The organism is Aeromonas enteropelogenes (assembly GCF_000819845.1).
In the GTDB taxonomy this organism is placed as follows: Bacteria; Pseudomonadota; Gammaproteobacteria; order Enterobacterales; family Aeromonadaceae; genus Aeromonas; species Aeromonas enteropelogenes.
In genome coordinates this window covers 65100-81315 of record NZ_CDCG01000028.1, presented here as the reverse complement: position 1 = coordinate 81315, position 16216 = coordinate 65100, and the positions used below count along the sequence as shown (strand labels likewise).

Sequence of the window (16216 nt, the reverse complement as noted above, 5' to 3'; positions counted from 1 at the left end):
ATAGAATGGCCCCTCCATGAACGAAAAAAGGCATCTATCCGCGCAATGGCCAAACTCTTCTTTGCTCTGCCCGTCGAGGGACTTGCTTCCGAACTCATCGCCTGGCGTGACCGGTTGCCCTGGCCAGGCCAACCGGTTCCCGGGGAGAACCTTCACCTGACTCTGGCGTTTCTGGGGGAGGCGGACGAGGTGACCACCCGTCGCCTCATCGCCGCCGTGGATCGCCAGCACTGTCCGCCGCTTGCCATTCACCTGAACGAGACCGGCTGGTTTGGCCGGGCCAAGGCGGCCTGGATCGGCCCCAAAGAGTGGCCCAACGATCTCAACGTGCTGGCCCGGGCACTGCGCCGTCACGGCGAGAAGCTGCGCCTTGGCAATGGCGAGCAGGGTTATCGGCCCCATGTCACCCTGTCGCGCAAGGCGAGCGAGGCGCCGTCCACCCTGCCGGCGCCGGATTTTGTGCTGCAGGCCGATCGCTTCTGCCTCTACCAGTCGGTTTCTACCTCGGATGGCGTGCGTTACGAGCCGCTCGCCTGCTGGCCGCTGCGCGCCCGGGTTAAAGAAGAAGAGAGAGGATGACCCCATGATATTTGAACCGCCGCTGCAATCGGGCCAGCTGGTCGCCCGCTACAAGCGTTTCCTCACCGATGTGGCGCTGGATAACGGCGAGCAGATCACCATCCACTGCGCCAACACCGGTGCCATGACCGGCTGCGCCGAACCGGGCACCCGGGTCTGGTACTCCACTTCCGATAACCCCAAGCGCAAGTTGCCTCACAGCTGGGAAATTGCCGAGAGCCCGGCGGGACACTTCATCTGCGTCAACACGGCCCGCGCCAACCAGATCGCCCGCGAGCTTATCGAGCAGGGGGCCATAGCGCCGCTGGCCGGCTATGCCCGCCTGCGCACCGAGGTGAAATATGGCGAGGAGAACAGCCGTATCGATCTGTTGCTGGAAGATGATGAAAGGCCCAGTTGTTACATCGAGGTGAAGTCAGTGACCCTGCTGGACGAGCGGGAAGAGGCCGGCATGGGGTACTTCCCCGATGCGGTGACCGCCCGCGGCGCCAAGCACTTGCGTGAATTGATGGCCATGAAGGCGGCGGGGCACAGGGCCGTGCTGCTGTTTATGGTGTTGCACTCGGGAATAACCAGAATGAGGCCTGCAGCCCATATAGATCCGCACTATAGTCTGCTAATTGAGCAGTCAATTGCGGCAGGGGTTGAAATTTTATGCTATCGGCCCCATGTTGGGGTGCAAGGCATGGTGGCTCAAGGATTTATCCCGTTTGAAGCCAGCCACCTGCTACCCGAGGGGAGTTCATAAATATTGGAGTGGGTAACATAATTGGTACGGCTCGTTTGCTTACCCGTTACCCTTCTGCTATAGATGTCGCCCTCAATTTATGGATGGCACGGGTAGCGTGCTGAATTAGGAGACAGGGCATGCCAACAGGCGAAAACAGGAAATCTCTGGGCCCCCTGGCCATTGCGGGTGTCGCCCCTTACCAGGAAAAACCGGGTGAGGAGTACATGAATGACCAACAGAAGGCGCATTTTCGCAAGATCCTGGGTGCCTGGCGCAACCAACTGATGCAGGAAGTTGACCGCACCGTTGATCATATGAAGGACGAGGCTGCCAACTTCCCGGATCCCGTGGATCGTGCCGCGCAAGAGGAAGAGTTCGCTCTCGAATTGCGTACTCGCGATCGTGAACGCAAGCTGATCAAGAAGATCGAGAAGACCTTGCAGCTGCTTGAAGACGATGATTTCGGTTACTGCGAGCACTGCGGCATCGAGATCGGCATCCGTCGTCTGGAAGCTCGTCCGACCGCCGACCTCTGTGTCGACTGCAAGACGCTGGCCGAGATCAAGGAAAAGCAGATGGCCGGTTGATGGTGTCCGTCTGAACGATGAAAGGGAGCTTGCAGGCTCCCTTTTTTATTGAGCTTTTGGGTGGCGCCATCCAGAATGCAGCCTCAATGAGTTGTTTACCCGAATCGCCATGCCAGTGAATGCCCCTTTGTCATCCCAAACGAGCTCCTATGTCGGCCGCTTTGCCCCCTCTCCGTCGGGGCCGCTCCATTTTGGCTCCCTGATTGCGGCCCTCGGCAGCTTTCTGCAGGCCAGGGCCCGGGGCGGGCGCTGGCTGGTGCGCATCGAAGACATAGATCCGCCGCGAGAGATGGCGGGAGCTGCCGACCTTATCCTGCAGACCCTTGAAGCGTATGGCCTCGAGTGGGATGGGGAAGTGATGTACCAGAGCCGGCGCCATGCCCGCTATGACGAGATCATCGACCAGCTCTATCGGGCCGGCGATCTCTACTGGTGCCGCTGTACCCGGCGCGAGATCATGGCCAGCGGCGGTTTTTACAACGGCCACTGCCGCGAGCTGGGCCTCTCGGTGACAGGGGGGGCGCAGGGCGTCGCTGCCCGCCTGCGCCAGCGTCACCCCGTCTATCACTTCGAGGATGGGTTGCAGGGACATATAGAGGTGCCTGCTGCTCTGGCGGAGGAGGATTTCATCGTCCGGCGCCGGGATGGGCTTTATGCCTACAACCTGGCGGTGGTGGTGGATGACATGGATAGTGGCATTACCGAGATAGTGCGCGGTGCCGATCTGCTGGAGCCCACGGTGCGCCAGGTTGCCCTCTACCAGACTCTGGGGGCCAGGGTGCCCGACTGGGTGCATCTGCCACTGGCGGTGCTGGCGGATGGCAACAAGCTCTCCAAGCAGAACCATGCCCCGGCGCTGGCACAAGACGAGGTGCGTCCGGCCCTGTGGCGGGCCCTGCATTTTCTCGGCCAGTGCCCGCCGCCCGAGCTGATGGCGAGTCCGGTGGCGGAGATGATCCGCTGGGCCGTGGCTAACTGGCGGCTCGCACGCGTCCCCTCCTGCCAGAAGATCCCGCTGGAGACTGGCTGAGCGGGCCATTCGGTTTTTCATTTGATAAGTGCTGAGCTATGATAGGCCGCTATTTTTTGGCCTCCCGTCAATTTAGAAGTCATGAAGAGGTGTACCATTTTTTCCCAGATCGCAAACTTTTGCCGCAAGGTGCTCGGCAAGGAAGACGGCGAGCAGTCGGTGGAGTCCCCCATTCCGGCCCGTGTCGCCGGTCAACGTCGTACCTTGAGCCGTGATCAGCACCCGATTTCGCGCAAAGAGATCAGCGAAAATGCACTCAAGGTGCTCTATCGCCTGAACAAGGGAGGCTATGACGCCTACCTGGTCGGCGGCGGAGTCCGGGATCTGCTGCTCGGGAAGACGCCAAAGGATTTCGACATCGCCACCAATGCGACGCCGGAGCAGATCAAGGCACTGTTCAGCAACTGCCGCCTGATTGGCCGTCGCTTCCGCCTGGCCCACATCGTCTTTGGTCGTGACGTGATCGAAGTGGCCACCTTCCGGGGTCACCACCATCAGGTCAATACCAGCAAACATGTGTCGGCCCAGTCTGATGAAGGCATGCTGCTGCGTGACAACGTCTACGGCACCATCGAAGAGGATGCCGAGCGCCGCGACTTCACCGTCAACGCCCTCTACTACAGCGCCAAGGATTTCACCCTGCACGATTTCGAGGGCGGGCTGGAAGATCTGGCGGAGCGCAAGCTGGAGCTTATTGGCGATCCCGAGACCCGCTACCGCGAAGATCCGGTGCGGATGCTGCGCGCCGTGCGCTTTGCCGCCAAGCTGGATATGACCATCAGCCCGCGCACCGCTGCCCCCATCAGGGAGTTGGCGCCGCTGCTGCAGGATATTCCGGCCGCTCGTCTGTTCGAGGAGACCCTCAAGCTGTTCCTGGCCGGCGATGCGTTGGCGACCTACAAGCTGCTGCGCGAGTACGGCCTGTTCCAGCAACTGTTCCCTCAGGTGGCCGCGCTCTTTACCCCGCACGGCAACTCCCCTTACGAGCAGTTCATCGAGCAGGCGCTGATCGATACCGATACCCGTGTGCGTGAAGAGAAGCGGGTTACACCCGCCTTCCTGTATGCCACCCTGCTGTGGGGCTGTGTCGAGGCCCGTGGTCGGGTGCTGGAGAACGAGAGCGGCCTGCCCTGGTATGACGCCTTCATGCTGGCGGTCAACGAGGTGCTGGACACCCAGGTGCGGATCATCGCCGTGCCCCGTCGTTTCACCACGGACGTGCGCGACATCTGGGCGCTGCAGCAGAGGCTGACCCGCCGTCAGGGCCGTCACCCCGAGCGCACCATGGAGCACCCCAAGTTCCGTGCGGCGTTTGACTTCCTGTTGCTGCGCAACCGGGTCGAGCGCGGCCTCGGCGAGCTCTCCAGCTGGTGGGAGCGCTATGTGGCCTCCAATCCGGACGTGCGCCCGCAATTGCAGCGGGAAGCGACCCGCGGTGGCGATCGTGCCCCGGCCGGCGAGAAGCGCAACGGCAATGGCCGCAACCGCCGCCGTCCCCGCCGTCGCAAGCCGAAAGCCGCCGCCGAGTGACCACGGCCATGATGAGCGAGGTCTTCGTCGCCATCGGCTCCAACCTGGCCGATCCGCTCGGCCAGGCTCGCCGCGCCGTCTCGGCTCTGGCAGCATTGCCGGAGACAGAGCTGCAGCAGGCCTCGTCATTTTACAGCAGCCGCCCCATGGGGCCGGCTGATCAGCCGGACTATGTCAATGCCGTGGCCCGGCTCGCTACCCGGCTGGCGCCACTGGCGCTGCTGGACCAACTACAAAGAATCGAGCTGGAACAAGGACGTGTGCGCAAAGATGAGCGCTGGGGGCCAAGAACCCTGGATCTCGATCTGCTGCTCTACGGCGATCGGGTGATCAAGCACGAGCGCCTCATCGTTCCCCATTACGGCATGCAGGAGCGGGAGTTCGTGCTCTTGCCCCTGGCCGAGATCGCGCCCGCTCTGGTGCTGCCCTGTGGCACCCCGCTCGCCCAACTGGTTGCCCGCTGCCCGCGCAATGGTCTCGCCATCATTGCCTCCGGCGCAGACGAACAGGAGCCTTTATGAGCAAGATCACCACCGCCAGCCTGCTGAAGATGAAGCAGGATGGTCAGAAGTTCACCGCCATTACCGCCTATGATGCCACCTTCTCCAGGCTGTTCGACGACGAGGGCGCCCACGTGCTGCTCATCGGCGATTCACTGGGCATGGTGCTGCAAGGGGGGCAGGATACCCTGGCGGTCAACATGGACGAGATGGTCTATCACACCCGCTGTGTCGCCCGTGGTGCCAGCCAGGCACTGGTGGTGGCCGACATGCCGTTCATGAGCTATGCCACCCCGGAGCAGACCTACCAGAACGCCGCCCGCCTGATGGCGGCCGGTGCCCGCATGGTGAAGATGGAAGGGGGGGACTGGCTGTGTGACACCATTCGCCACCTGACCCGCAACGGGGTGCCGGTGTGCGGCCACCTGGGTCTTACCCCGCAATCCGTCCATGTATTCGGTGGCTTCAAGGTGCAGGGACGCGACGAGTTCCAGGCCCAGGAGATCTACCGTCAGGCCCTCGAGTTGCAGGCGGCCGGCATCCAGCTGTTGGTGCTTGAGTGCGTGCCCACTGCGCTCGCCGAGCGCATCACCAAGGCGCTGCGTATTCCGGTGATCGGCATCGGTGCGGGCCCGGCTACCGACGGCCAGATCCTGGTGATGCATGACGCCTTTGGCATTACCTCCGGCTATGTGCCCAAGTTTACCAAGAACTTCCTGGCCGAAACCGGGGATGTGCGTGCCGCTGTCCGTCTCTATGTGCAGCAGGTGAGCGAGGGGAGTTTCCCCGGTCCGGAGCACTGCTTCAACTGACCGGATGTCGTATTGCCATGAGCGGGGGCCTGTGCCCCCGCTTCGCCATCTCTCTTTGGCTGATGTAACCCGTCTCTCTTTTGATTTGGAAGGTGAACTGCTGATGTTGGTCGTAAACAATCCCATCGTTTTGCGTGAACAGATTAGCCAATGGCGCCGTGAAGGGCGTGCGATTGCATTCGTGCCCACCATGGGCAACCTGCATCAGGGCCATCTGACCCTGGTAAAGGAGGCGCACGGCCACGCCGAGAAGGTGGTGGCCAGCATCTTCGTCAACCCGATGCAATTCGACAAGGCCGAGGATCTTGCCAACTACCCGCGCACCCTGGAGCAGGACTGCGCCGCCCTGGAGGCCGCCGGTGTCGACATGGTGTTCACGCCGACCCCGGAGATCATGTACCCGCAGGGGCTGGCGAGCCAGACCTTCGTCGAGGTGCCGGGTCTCTCCAGCCTGCTGGAAGGGGCGCTGCGCCCGGGCCACTTCCGCGGCGTCAGCACTGTGGTCACCAAGCTGTTCAACCTGGTACAGCCGGACGTGGCCTGCTTCGGCCAGAAGGATTACCAGCAGCTGGCGCTCATTCGCAAGATGGTGACCGACATGGCGATGCCCATCGAGATTGTCGGCGTGCCCACGGTGCGGGCCGAAGACGGGCTGGCGCTCTCTTCGCGCAACGGTTATCTGACTGCCGCCGAGCGCGCCATCGCTCCCGAGCTGGCGCGCACCATGAACTGGATTGCCGAGCAGATCGAGGCGGGAGATAGCTATCTGCCCTCCCTGGTGGCCCAGGCCAGCCAGCGACTCGACAACGCCGGTTTTCGCACCGATGCCATCGATATCGTCGATGCCGACACTCTGGAGTCCGCCACCGATCAGAGCCGCCAGCTGGTGATCCTGATGGCGGCCTATCTCGGCAAGGCCCGCCTCATCGACAACCGCGTCGTCACGGTCAAATCCTGATCCCCTGACTTGAGCAAACCGGATATATAAAGAAGCCCGCAACAGCGGGCTTCTTTCATTCGGGGGCGAGGAGCTTATTCGGCGGAGACGGGGTAGCCGGCCCCTTTCCAGGCGAAGATACCGCCGGGTACCCGGTAGACTTGCTGATAGCCCTGGGTCACCGCCCAGGCTGCGGCGTTGTGGCTGCGGCCACATTTGACGAAGCCGCAGTAAATCACCACGGGGCGGGACTTGTCTTCACCCAGCAGGGCCTGGAACTGTTCGGGAGTGCCGTTGCCTTCCACGATTTCGCTCCAGTCGTCGCCGGACTTGGCCTCCTTCACGAAGACGAAGTTCTTGGCACCCGGGATGTGCTCCTTCTTGAAGGAGTCTTCATAGGGCATGGTATCGATGATCACCAGCTCTTCACCCTTATCCATCCGGGTCTTCAGCTCGGCCACGGTCAGCAGCTGGTAGCCTCCTTGCTGGGCCTCTTGGGAGAGCTGTACCGCGGCTTGCTCCAGCTTGACCTCCTGCTCGAACTGGTTGTCGCCGCAGCCGGCGAGGGCGAAGCTGGCGGCAATGACGGAAGCCAGCAGGGTACGGGATCGCAATGTCATCATATGACTACTCCTTGATAGCAGGAAAAACGGGGCGGGAGGTACGCAACAGGGCGCCCGCAAGCGTCAGCAGCAGCAGATCCCGCAGGATGGCTTCCGGCAGCGAACTGAGATCCGCCTTGCCAAGACAGCCGCAAGAGATATCGAGCCCGATGGCGATGCCGTAACCCAGCACGGGGATAAACAGGGCAAGCAGGGCGATCACCAGCCAGAGTCCCCAGCGGCGATTGGCTATCACCGCGAGCCCGGCGCACAGCTCCAGGGCGATCAGGCCCCAGGCGGCGGGCAGAATGAGCGGCGACCAGATCAACCCGAAGGCCGCGATCTGTTCGGCGAACAGGGCAGGGGACGCAAGCTTGAAACCCGCCGAGGCGATGAAGAATCCCCCCAGGGCCAGGTTGGCCAGCATGCGCACATAGGCAGGCATAGGGTACCTCTTTATAGAGAGGCTGGAATTGTAACAATTCCCGATTGAGCCGCAATGAGTTTGACGGTATCCGGGCGACCAATTTCCGTTTTTGCCGGACGGGGCCGCAATTACCCGGTGTGATCGCAATAAAAAGGGCGCCCATACGGGCGCCCCTTGAACAGTGCGAGCCGACTACTCAGTGGCGCAGCCCGGTGCCGCGGGAGATGAGCCACCAGGCCAGACCGTAGAGAGCCACGATGAAGCCGATGATGATGAGGTAGGCGGTGCCGAGCGGCACGTCGGAGATACCGAGGAAGCCGTAACGGAACGCGTTCACCATGTAGATGATGGGGTTCACCTGGGAGACCCCTTGCCAGAAGGGCGGCAGCAGGGTGATGGAGTAGAAGACCCCGCCCAGATAGGTGAGCGGCGTCAGCACGAAGGTGGGGATGATGCTGATGTCGTCGAAGGTCTTGGCAAACACGGCGTTGATGAGCCCGCCGAGGGAAAACAGGATCGAGGTCAGCAGTACCGTGATGCAGACGCTGAACAGGTGATGGATCTGCAGCGGCACGAAGAACAGCGACACCAGGGTGACGATGAGGCCGACACAGAGGCCGCGCGCCACGCCACCGCCTACATAGCCGGCGATGATGACGTAGTTGGGCACAGGGGCCACCAGCAGCTCCTCCACGTTGCGCTGGAACTTGGCGCTGAAGAAGGAGGAGGCGACGTTGGAGTAGGAGTTGGTGATGACCGACATCATGATGAGGCCGGGCACGATGAACTCCATGTAGCTAAAGCCCCCCATGTCACCGATGCGCGATCCTATGAGGTTGCCGAAGATGACGAAGTAGAGGCTCATGGTGATGGCGGGCGGCACCAGGGTCTGGATCCAGATCCGGGTGAAGCGGCTGATCTCCTTGGCCAGAATGCTCTTGAAGGCGATGTAATAGGTGGTCAGATTCATGCTTTTCTCCCCTCTTCGACCAGGCTGACGAACAGCTCTTCCAGCCGGTTGGCCTTGTTGCGCATGCTCAGCACCTGCACTTGCTGGCTCGACAGCTGCTCGAACAGGCTGTTGAGAGACTGGCTCTTGTCCAGATCCACTTCCAGGGTGCGCTCGTCCTGCATCCGGCCATTGAACTGGGGCAGGTTCGGCACGGCGGAGCCCGGCGCCAGATCCAGCATGAAGGTCTCGCGCCCCAGCTTGGCCAACAGCTTCTTCATGCTGGTGTGCTCGATGAGGCGACCCTTGTCGATGATGCCGATGTTGCGGCACAGCATCTCCGCCTCTTCCAGGTAGTGGGTGGTGAGTATGATGGTGACGCCTTGCGCGTTGAGCTCCTTGAGGAAGGTCCACATGGAGCGGCGGATCTCGATATCCACCCCGGCGGTCGGTTCGTCCAGGATCAGCAGCTTGGGCTCGTGCATCAGGGCGCGAGCGATCATCAGGCGGCGCTTCATGCCACCGGAGAGGGTGCGGGCCGGCATGTCGCGCTTGTCCCACAGATCGAGCTGGCGCAGATACTTCTCGGCGCGGATCTTGGCCTCGGCCTTGGGCACGCCATAGAAGCCGGCCTGATGGGTGACAATCTGGATCACCTTCTCGAACTGGCTGAAGTTGAACTCCTGGGGCACCAGGCCGAGCTGGGCCTTGGCCTGTTCCAGTTCGGTGTCGATGTCGTAGCCGAACACCTTCACCTTGCCCTGGGTCTTGTTCACCAGCGAGCTGATGACTCCTATGGTGGTGGACTTGCCCGCGCCGTTGGGTCCGAGCAGGGCGAAGAAATCCCCCTGCTGGACAGTGAGATCAATGCCTTTCAGGGCTTCGACGCCCCCCTGATAGGTCTTTTTCAGGCCGCTTATTTCCAGTGCGTTCATTGCAACCTCTGTGATGACAGATGCCATCTCGATACAGAAAAGGCGGCCGAGGCCGCCTGTGCAGATGATGAAGCGGCGCGGGGCCACTTCATCCAGATATGACTGAGCCTGGCTTACTCCTGGGGTACCACTTTGCCGATGAACGGCAGATTTCGGTACTTCTGGGCGTAGTCGATGCCACAGCCCACCACGAATTCATCCGGGATGGCGAAGCCAATCCAGTCAACCGGTACCTGCACTTCGCGGCGGGACGGCTTGTCCAGCAGGGTGCAGATGGCCAGGGATTTTGGCTCGCGCAGGGAGAGGATCTCCCGCACCTTGTTGAGGGTGTAACCGGTGTCGATGATGTCTTCGACGATCACCACATCCTTGCCCTTGATGTCGTCATCCAGATCTTTGAGGATGCGCACGTCACGGGTGCTGTGCATACCGGAGCCATAGCTGGAGGCGGTCATAAAATCCAGGGTGATGGGCAGTTGGCACTGACGGCTGAGGTCTGCCAGGAATACGCAGGAGCCGCGCAGCAGGCCGATCATCACCACTTCATCAGAGCCCTGATAACGGGCGGTGATCTCTTCACCCAATTTGGCGATCCGGGCGGCGACTTCGGCCTCGGAGATCATCACCTCGACAGTGTGTTTCATCACTTACTCCAATATGGCCAAGGGGAATTTGGCCGTTCATTAACGTCAAAACCGATGATTCTACCACTCGTTTCGGGAGGCGCTAGCGATAGATGGTGCTTTTATCAGCTTATTTTAATTGATAGAGTTAGCAGGCACTCAGGCATGATCAGTTAAAATACTATAAACACCATAATCAATAACTATTAGATGATAAAAACTATGGAACCACGCGCAGAAATAAGACGTCGTACCCGGCTGTCGCCGGAAGCCCGTCGAACTCAATTGATGGAATGTGCCATCGAAGTATTCTCCCGCCGAGGCATCGGTCGTGCTGGCCACGCCGAAATTGCCGAAGAAGCCAAGGTATCGGTTGCTACCGTATTCAACTATTTCAACACCCGCGAGGAGTTGGTTGATGAGGTGCTGGCCGAGATCGAACGCTTCATGACCCAGATGCTGTCACAGGCATACTCGGGCAATGACGCAATCCTGGACAAGATCAAACGCCATGTGACCCTGTGTGTCGATGCTGCTTTTGATAAGCCGGATTACGCCAGCATCTGGCTGGAGTGGAGTTCATCGGTACGGGAAGAGGTATGGCCCCGCTATACCCGTCTGCTCGATCAGTGTCTCGACCTGATCGCCAGCGAGCTGCAGTCCGCCATGGATGCAGGAGAGATCACCAGCGTGCTGTCGGCGCAGGATCTGGCCCGCTCCCTGAGTGGTTGTGGCTACGTGATGATGCAGATGATCAACCAGCCCCAGCGCCCCGCCCGTGAAGAGGTGACGGACTTCCTGTTCAAGTACGTGACCGCCCCTATCCAGGCCAGCTGATACGGTTTTGACAAAAACGGCGCCACTCGATGAGTGGCGCCGTTTTTTATGCCGTACTTTTCTCCTGATGGATCAGGCTTGGCCATAACCCCAGCGACGAGTCAGCTCGTGCTCTATGCCCAGATGGTCAAGGATCCGCGCCACCATAAAGTCCACCAGATCCTCAATGCTTTTGGGCTCGTGATAGAAGCCGGGCGCCGCCGGCATGATGGTCACGCCAAGACGGGCGAGCTTGAGCATGTTCTCCAGATGGATGGCGGAGAAGGGGCTCTCGCGAGGCACCAGGATGAGCTGGCCGCGCTCCTTGATCACCACATCCGCCGCGCGTTCCAGCAGGTTGTCGGAGGCGCCGTTGGCAATGGCGGAGACTGTACCCATGGAGCAGGGGCAAACCACCATCTGTTTGGGTGCCGCCGAGCCGGAGGCCACCGGCGAGAACCACTCCTCCTTGCCGCAGGCGACGATCTGCCCCTCCTTGGCACCATACTGGCGGCAGAGGTAGGCGGAGAGCTCTCTGGGCGAGCCAGGCCAATCCTGTTGCTGCTCGGTCTTGAGCACCACCCGGGCTGCCGAGGAGGCGAGCAGGTAGACCCGATAGTCCGCCTGCACCAGACTCTGGAGCAGGCGCAGGGCGTAGGGGGCACCGGAGGCGCCGGTCAGCGCCAGGGTGATCGCTTTGTTCATAGTTGACCGTGGTAGTCCTTGAGGCGAGCAAGCAGCTTGTCATGGATGCCGCCGAAGCCGCCATTGCTCATGATCAGAATATGGTCGCCGTCGCGGCACTCGGCCACCAGCCGATTGACCAGAGTCTCCAGATCGTTGAACACCTTGGCCGGGCGGGTCATGTGGGCGGTCACCTCACCCAGATCCCAGCCGATGTTGGGAGGCTGGAAGAAGAATACCTCGTCGGCGCCGTCGAAGCAGCCAGCCAGCTCCTCCTTGTGCACCCCCAGCTTCATGGTGTTGGAGCGAGGCTCCAGCACGGCCAGGATGCGGGCCTGGCCTCCGATGTGATCAACCCTGGCGCGAAGGCCGCCGAGGGTGGTCTCGATAGCGGTGGGGTGATGGGCGAAGTCGTCGTAGACGCTGATGCCCGCCACTTCACCCTTGAGCTCCATCCGTCGCTTGGGGGATTTGAACTGGCACAGGGCCGCGATGCCGTGCTCCACCATGACACCGGCATGGCGGGCGGCGGCGATGGCCATCAGGCCGTTGTTGACGTTGTGCTCGCCGATGCATTCCCAGTGCACCTCGCCCTGCTTCTCGCCATCCAGCCACACCTCGAAGGCGGAGCCGTCGTCGGCCAGCTTGACCGCCTTCCACTTGGCATCGTCCTGACCCACCAGCTCCACTTCGCTCCAGCAGCCCATCTTGCGCACGGCGGTGAGGTTGTCATCTGCCTGCGGGAACAGCACTCGGCCGTTGCTCGGCACGGTACGCATCAGGTGATGGAACTGGCGCTGGATGGCGGCCAGATCCGGGAAGATGTCTGCATGATCGAACTCTAGGTTGTTCATCACCAGGGTGCGTGGATGGTAGTGAACGAACTTGGAGCGCTTGTCGAAGAAGGCGCAGTCGTACTCGTCCGCTTCGATAACGAAGAAGGGCGCAGAGCCCAAGCGGGCGGAGACCGGGAAGTTGCCCGGTACGCCGCCGATGAGAAAACCGGGTTCGAGCTTGGCGTACTCCAGTACCCAGGCCAGCATGCTGGCGGTGGTGGTCTTGCCATGGGTACCCGCTACCGCCAGTACCCAGCGATCCTGCAGCACATGCTCCAGCAGCCACTGGGGGCCGGAGATATAGGGCAGGTTGCGATCCAGCACATACTCCACGCAGGGGTTGCCACGGCTCATGGCGTTGCCGATCACCACCAGATCCGGCGCCGGATCGAGCTGGGAGGGATCATAACCTTCGGTCAGCTCGATGCCCTGCTGCTCGAGCTGGGTGCTCATGGGGGGATAGACGTTGGCATCGGAGCCGGTCACCCGGTAACCAAGCTGTTTTGCCAACACCGCCAGACCACCCATGAAGGTGCCGCAGATCCCGAGGATGTGAATGTGCATACCGCTTCCTTTTCCATTAAAGGGAGTGCGCATTCTAGCAAGATGGCAGCAATTTGGCAGACCCAAGGGGTGGCCGGACCGGAATAAGTCATGTGGCTTTATTTGAGGCTTGCTTTCATGACGTACTTTCTTACAATTCCCGGGTTTTGTGATGGCGATAACAGATCTAGGATATCGCCCTTTTCCGAAGGAGACTCTTCATGGGCAAGTTCCTGCTTTGTTATCTGGTCGGTGGTCTGGTGGCCATCAGTTGGGCCACTTTGCCCGCTCACGGTCCCTGGGATGGCTGGGATCTCGCGATTTTCCATGGGGTGAATGGCTGGCTGGCGGAATCGGCACGCTGGGCCGATCTGGTGGCGATCATCAACAACCGGCTGTTCGATCTGGTGGTGCTGGCCTGCATGGGACTGATCCTGACGCGCTGTTTCGTCTCTCGCGATCTGGAAGGTCGTCGCCAGCTGGTGGCGATGGGACTCTTGATGCTGCTCACCGCGCTGGTCGTCAACCAGATCGGCCACCAGTTGCCGGTAGAGCGCCCCAGCCCGACCCTGATGGTCAGCGATGCGTTGCGCGTCACCCACATCAGTGCCATTCCAACCAAGGACTCTTCCGGTGACAGCTTCCCGGGGGATCACGCCCTCTTCCTGATGATCTTTGCCGGCTTTGCCCTGCGCTACCTGCCCCGCTGGGCGGGGGTTTGCGCCGTGTTGATGGTGCCGCTCTTCTCTGCGCCACGGATCTTCTCCGGGGCCCACTGGTTTACCGATGTCTATGTCGGCGCCCTGGGGCTGGCTACCCTCTGTCTGCCCTGGCTGCTGCTGACGCCGCTTTCGGATCGCCTCATTGCGAGAATGGTTCCTTATATGGCGCGCTTGCCGCTGCTGCGCAGCCAGGCCTGCTGATGGCGCTATGCAAAAAAACGCCCCGACACTGCGTCGGGGCGTTTTTTTATCCGGGCCTTAATGCCATCAGGCCTGGTAGCCGTTCGGGTTGTTGCTTTGCCAGCGCCAGGTATCGATCATCATCTGCTCCAGCCCCCGCTCAGCCTGCCAGCCCAGCTCCTCGCGCGCCTTGTGCGGCTCGGCCCAACATTCGGCGATGTCGCCCGGGCGGCGCGGTTTGATCTGGTAGGGAATAGCACGGCCGCTGGCCGCCTCGAACGCCTTGACCATCTCCAGTACCGAATAACCCTGGCCGGTGCCCAGGTTATAGGTGAAGACGCCGGTATCGCTGGCGATGCGCGCCAGTGCCTTGAGGTGACCGATGGCAAGGTCTACCACATGGATGTAATCGCGCACGCCTGTGCCATCCGGGGTGGGGTAGTCGTTGCCAAACACCCCCAGCTCCTTGAGCTTGCCCACGCCCACCTGGCTGATATAGGGCAGCAGGTTGTTGGGGATACCGTTGGGATCTTCCCCGATGAGGCCACTCTCGTGTGCACCGACCGGGTTGAAGTAGCGCAGCAGTACGATGGCCCAGCGGGGATCGGATTTCGACAGGTCACGCAGGATCTCTTCGACCATCAGCTTGGAGCGGCCATAGGGGTTGGTGGCGCTGGTGGGGAAATCTTCCCGCAGCGGCACAGACGCCGGGTCGCCATAGACGGTAGCGGACGAGCTGAACACCAGGCGGAATACTCCCGCCCTGGCCATCTCCTCGCACAGCACCAGGGTGCCGGTCACGTTGTTTTGATAGTAGGTGAGGGGGATCTGGCTCGATTCCCCCACCGCCTTGAGGCCGGCGAAGTGGATCACCGACTCGATCTCGTAGTCGGCGAACAGGCGCTGCAGGCAGGTTCGGTCGAGGATATCCCCCTCGACGAAAGTGACCGTCTTGCCGGTGATCCGTTCGACCCGCTTGAGGGACTCGGGGGAAGAGTTGGAGAGGTTGTCAAGCACCACGACCTGCAGTCCGGCGCTAAGCAGCTCAACCAGGGTGTGGGAGCCGATATAGCCGGCGCCCCCTGTGACCAGAATTGTCATTGTCTATCCCGTGTTCTGATGAAACTGGGGGGAGTTTACCCGCCCAGCCTCAGCGGGAAAAGCATGAGGTACCAATGACTCCATCAATAATCGATGCTGACATCCCCCTTGGCGGTGCAGGAGCAGGCCAGGGCGACCCCGCTTTCGAGATCCTGGGGGCTCAGGGTCATGATGCTCTGGCGTTCGATCTCCCCCCTGGTGGTGCAGCGGCAAGCCCCGCACACGCCGGCGCGGCAGGCGGCCATCATGGTTTCACCCGCCCCTTCCAGCGCGGCGAGCAGGGTCTGGCCCGGCAGTATCTTCACCTTCTTGCCACTCTTTTTCAGGGTCAGCCAGAAGTGGTCGCTGGTGGCGGGGGCAGGCTCGGCGGGCGGCAATCCGAAAGACTCTTGATGCAGTTGCTCGGCGGGCAGTCCGAGCTCCGCCAGCATGGTGCTGACCGCCTCCATATAGGGGGCTGGCCCGCACAGGTAGACGTGGCGGCCGAGCAAGTCCGGCGCCAGCTCTTTGAGCATGGCGGGGGTGAGGCGCCCAGCCCAGGGGTGATCGGCCGGGGCCTGTTCCAGCACCAGCGCATGACGCAGGCCTTCGTGAGCCTCGGCCAGGGCGTTCAGTTCACGACCGAAGATGACATCTTCCGGTGAGCGGGCACTGTGAATAAAGCGGATATCGGCGTCCGGTCGCTTGGTCAGCTCGTCCCGCAGCATGGCCCACATGGGGGTGATGCCGGAACCGGCGCTCAAAAGCAGCGGCCGCTCGCACGGCAGTGCGCTCAGGTTGAAATCGCCGAAGGGGCCATCCACCCGGATCTCGTCCCCCACTTGCAGCGTCTGGTGTAGATGGTGGGAGACCAGCCCCACATCCTTGATGGTGACCTGCCAGAAAGGATCCTGCGGGCTGGAGGATAAGGTATAGGCACGGCAGTGGGGCTGGCCGTCGATGAGGGTGTGCAGGGTCACGCACTGGCCCGCCAGCACGGGGGGCAGAGTGCCTTCGAAGGGCACGAACTGCCAGCTGACCACATCATGGGTATCCGCGTGGCGGGCGGTACAGGTGAGGATGAGAGAGGTGGAGGTCATCGCAAGGCTCCTCG

At 61.5% G+C, this 16216-nt stretch carries 19 protein-coding genes; 10 read left to right on the top strand and 9 right to left on the bottom strand.

Annotated elements, in window-relative coordinates:
• Window positions 1-45 precede the first annotated feature (45 nt).
• The 8 genes from thpR (at window position 46) to panC (ending at window position 6726) form a co-directional block, all read left to right on the top strand.
• On the top strand, window positions 46-579 hold the full coding sequence (gene thpR / locus BN1123_RS10760) for an RNA 2',3'-cyclic phosphodiesterase (RefSeq protein WP_042026941.1): 534 nt from the start codon (window positions 46-48) through the stop codon (window positions 577-579).
• Between the two features lie 4 nt (window positions 580-583).
• On the top strand, window positions 584-1327 hold the full coding sequence (gene sfsA, locus BN1123_RS10755; RefSeq protein ID WP_042026939.1) for a DNA/RNA nuclease SfsA: 744 nt from the start codon (window positions 584-586) through the stop codon (window positions 1325-1327).
• Between the two features lie 119 nt (window positions 1328-1446).
• Window positions 1447-1896 (top strand): RNA polymerase-binding protein DksA, encoded by a 450-nt coding sequence (gene dksA, locus BN1123_RS10750; protein WP_005335644.1) that lies wholly within the window; start codon window positions 1447-1449, stop codon window positions 1894-1896.
• Between the two features lie 109 nt (window positions 1897-2005).
• Window positions 2006-2926, top strand: coding sequence for a tRNA glutamyl-Q(34) synthetase GluQRS (gluQRS, locus tag BN1123_RS10745; RefSeq protein ID WP_042026938.1), 921 nt, complete (start codon window positions 2006-2008; stop codon window positions 2924-2926).
• 81 nt (window positions 2927-3007) lie between these two features.
• Window positions 3008-4456, top strand: coding sequence for a polynucleotide adenylyltransferase PcnB (gene pcnB / locus BN1123_RS10740; RefSeq protein ID WP_042026936.1), 1449 nt, complete (start codon window positions 3008-3010; stop codon window positions 4454-4456).
• 11 nt (window positions 4457-4467) lie between these two features.
• Complete coding sequence (folK, locus tag BN1123_RS10735) at window positions 4468-4977, top strand: 2-amino-4-hydroxy-6-hydroxymethyldihydropteridine diphosphokinase (protein ID WP_042027012.1); 510 nt, start codon at window positions 4468-4470, stop codon at window positions 4975-4977.
• On the top strand, window positions 4974-5768 hold the full coding sequence (panB, locus tag BN1123_RS10730; protein ID WP_042026934.1) for a 3-methyl-2-oxobutanoate hydroxymethyltransferase: 795 nt from the start codon (window positions 4974-4976) through the stop codon (window positions 5766-5768). The genes folK and panB overlap by 4 nt, the downstream gene beginning before the upstream one ends.
• 103 nt (window positions 5769-5871) lie before the next feature.
• The gene (panC, locus tag BN1123_RS10725; RefSeq protein ID WP_042027010.1) at window positions 5872-6726 is read left to right on the top strand and encodes a pantoate--beta-alanine ligase; all 855 of its coding nucleotides are present in this window, start codon (window positions 5872-5874) and stop codon (window positions 6724-6726) included.
• Between the two features lie 74 nt (window positions 6727-6800).
• Here panC and BN1123_RS10720 read toward each other — a convergent pair whose 3' ends face one another.
• From BN1123_RS10720 to hpt, 5 genes are all read right to left on the bottom strand, one after another.
• Complete coding sequence (locus tag BN1123_RS10720; protein ID WP_042026933.1) at window positions 6801-7328, bottom strand: rhodanese-like domain-containing protein; 528 nt, start codon at window positions 7326-7328, stop codon at window positions 6801-6803.
• Between the two features lie 4 nt (window positions 7329-7332).
• Complete coding sequence (locus BN1123_RS10715; RefSeq protein ID WP_042026932.1) at window positions 7333-7752, bottom strand: MauE/DoxX family redox-associated membrane protein; 420 nt, start codon at window positions 7750-7752, stop codon at window positions 7333-7335.
• A 178-nt stretch (window positions 7753-7930) separates the two neighbouring features.
• The gene (locus BN1123_RS10710; protein ID WP_026457884.1) at window positions 7931-8704 is read right to left on the bottom strand and encodes an ABC transporter permease; all 774 of its coding nucleotides are present in this window, start codon (window positions 8702-8704) and stop codon (window positions 7931-7933) included.
• Window positions 8701-9618 carry an ABC transporter ATP-binding protein gene (locus BN1123_RS10705; protein ID WP_042027009.1) on the bottom strand — a complete coding sequence of 306 codons (918 nt, stop codon included), beginning with the start codon at window positions 9616-9618 and terminating at the stop codon, window positions 8701-8703. The genes BN1123_RS10710 and BN1123_RS10705 overlap by 4 nt, the downstream gene beginning before the upstream one ends.
• Window positions 9619-9731: 113 nt before the next feature.
• A complete protein-coding gene (gene hpt / locus BN1123_RS10700) occupies window positions 9732-10262 on the bottom strand; it encodes a hypoxanthine phosphoribosyltransferase (RefSeq protein ID WP_026456183.1) in 531 nt (176 codons plus the stop codon).
• Between the two features lie 201 nt (window positions 10263-10463).
• Here hpt and BN1123_RS10695 point away from each other — a divergent pair, with 201 nt between their 5' ends.
• Window positions 10464-11078: a TetR/AcrR family transcriptional regulator gene (locus BN1123_RS10695; RefSeq protein ID WP_026456182.1), complete on the top strand. Its 615-nt coding sequence runs from the start codon at window positions 10464-10466 to the stop codon at window positions 11076-11078.
• 72 nt (window positions 11079-11150) lie between these two features.
• Here the strand turns inward: BN1123_RS10695 and BN1123_RS10690 are convergent, their stop codons facing one another.
• Window positions 11151-11762, bottom strand: coding sequence for a flavin prenyltransferase UbiX (locus BN1123_RS10690; protein ID WP_042026931.1), 612 nt, complete (start codon window positions 11760-11762; stop codon window positions 11151-11153).
• Window positions 11759-13141, bottom strand: coding sequence for a UDP-N-acetylmuramate:L-alanyl-gamma-D-glutamyl-meso-diaminopimelate ligase (mpl, locus tag BN1123_RS10685; RefSeq protein ID WP_042026930.1), 1383 nt, complete (start codon window positions 13139-13141; stop codon window positions 11759-11761). The genes BN1123_RS10690 and mpl overlap by 4 nt, the downstream gene beginning before the upstream one ends.
• A gap of 200 nt (window positions 13142-13341) precedes the next feature.
• On the opposite strand from mpl, the gene BN1123_RS10680 reads away from it, so the two are divergent.
• Window positions 13342-14043, top strand: a complete 702-nt coding sequence (locus BN1123_RS10680; RefSeq protein ID WP_042026929.1) for a phosphatase PAP2 family protein — start codon at window positions 13342-13344, stop codon at window positions 14041-14043.
• 66 nt (window positions 14044-14109) lie between these two features.
• On the opposite strand, the gene galE is transcribed toward BN1123_RS10680, so the two are convergent.
• Together galE and BN1123_RS10670 are read right to left on the bottom strand one after the other, a co-directional pair.
• Window positions 14110-15123, bottom strand: coding sequence for a UDP-glucose 4-epimerase GalE (galE, locus tag BN1123_RS10675; protein WP_042026927.1), 1014 nt, complete (start codon window positions 15121-15123; stop codon window positions 14110-14112).
• 83 nt (window positions 15124-15206) lie between these two features.
• A complete protein-coding gene (locus tag BN1123_RS10670; protein ID WP_042026926.1) occupies window positions 15207-16202 on the bottom strand; it encodes an FAD-binding oxidoreductase in 996 nt (331 codons plus the stop codon).
• Window positions 16203-16216: the final 14 nt, after the last annotated feature.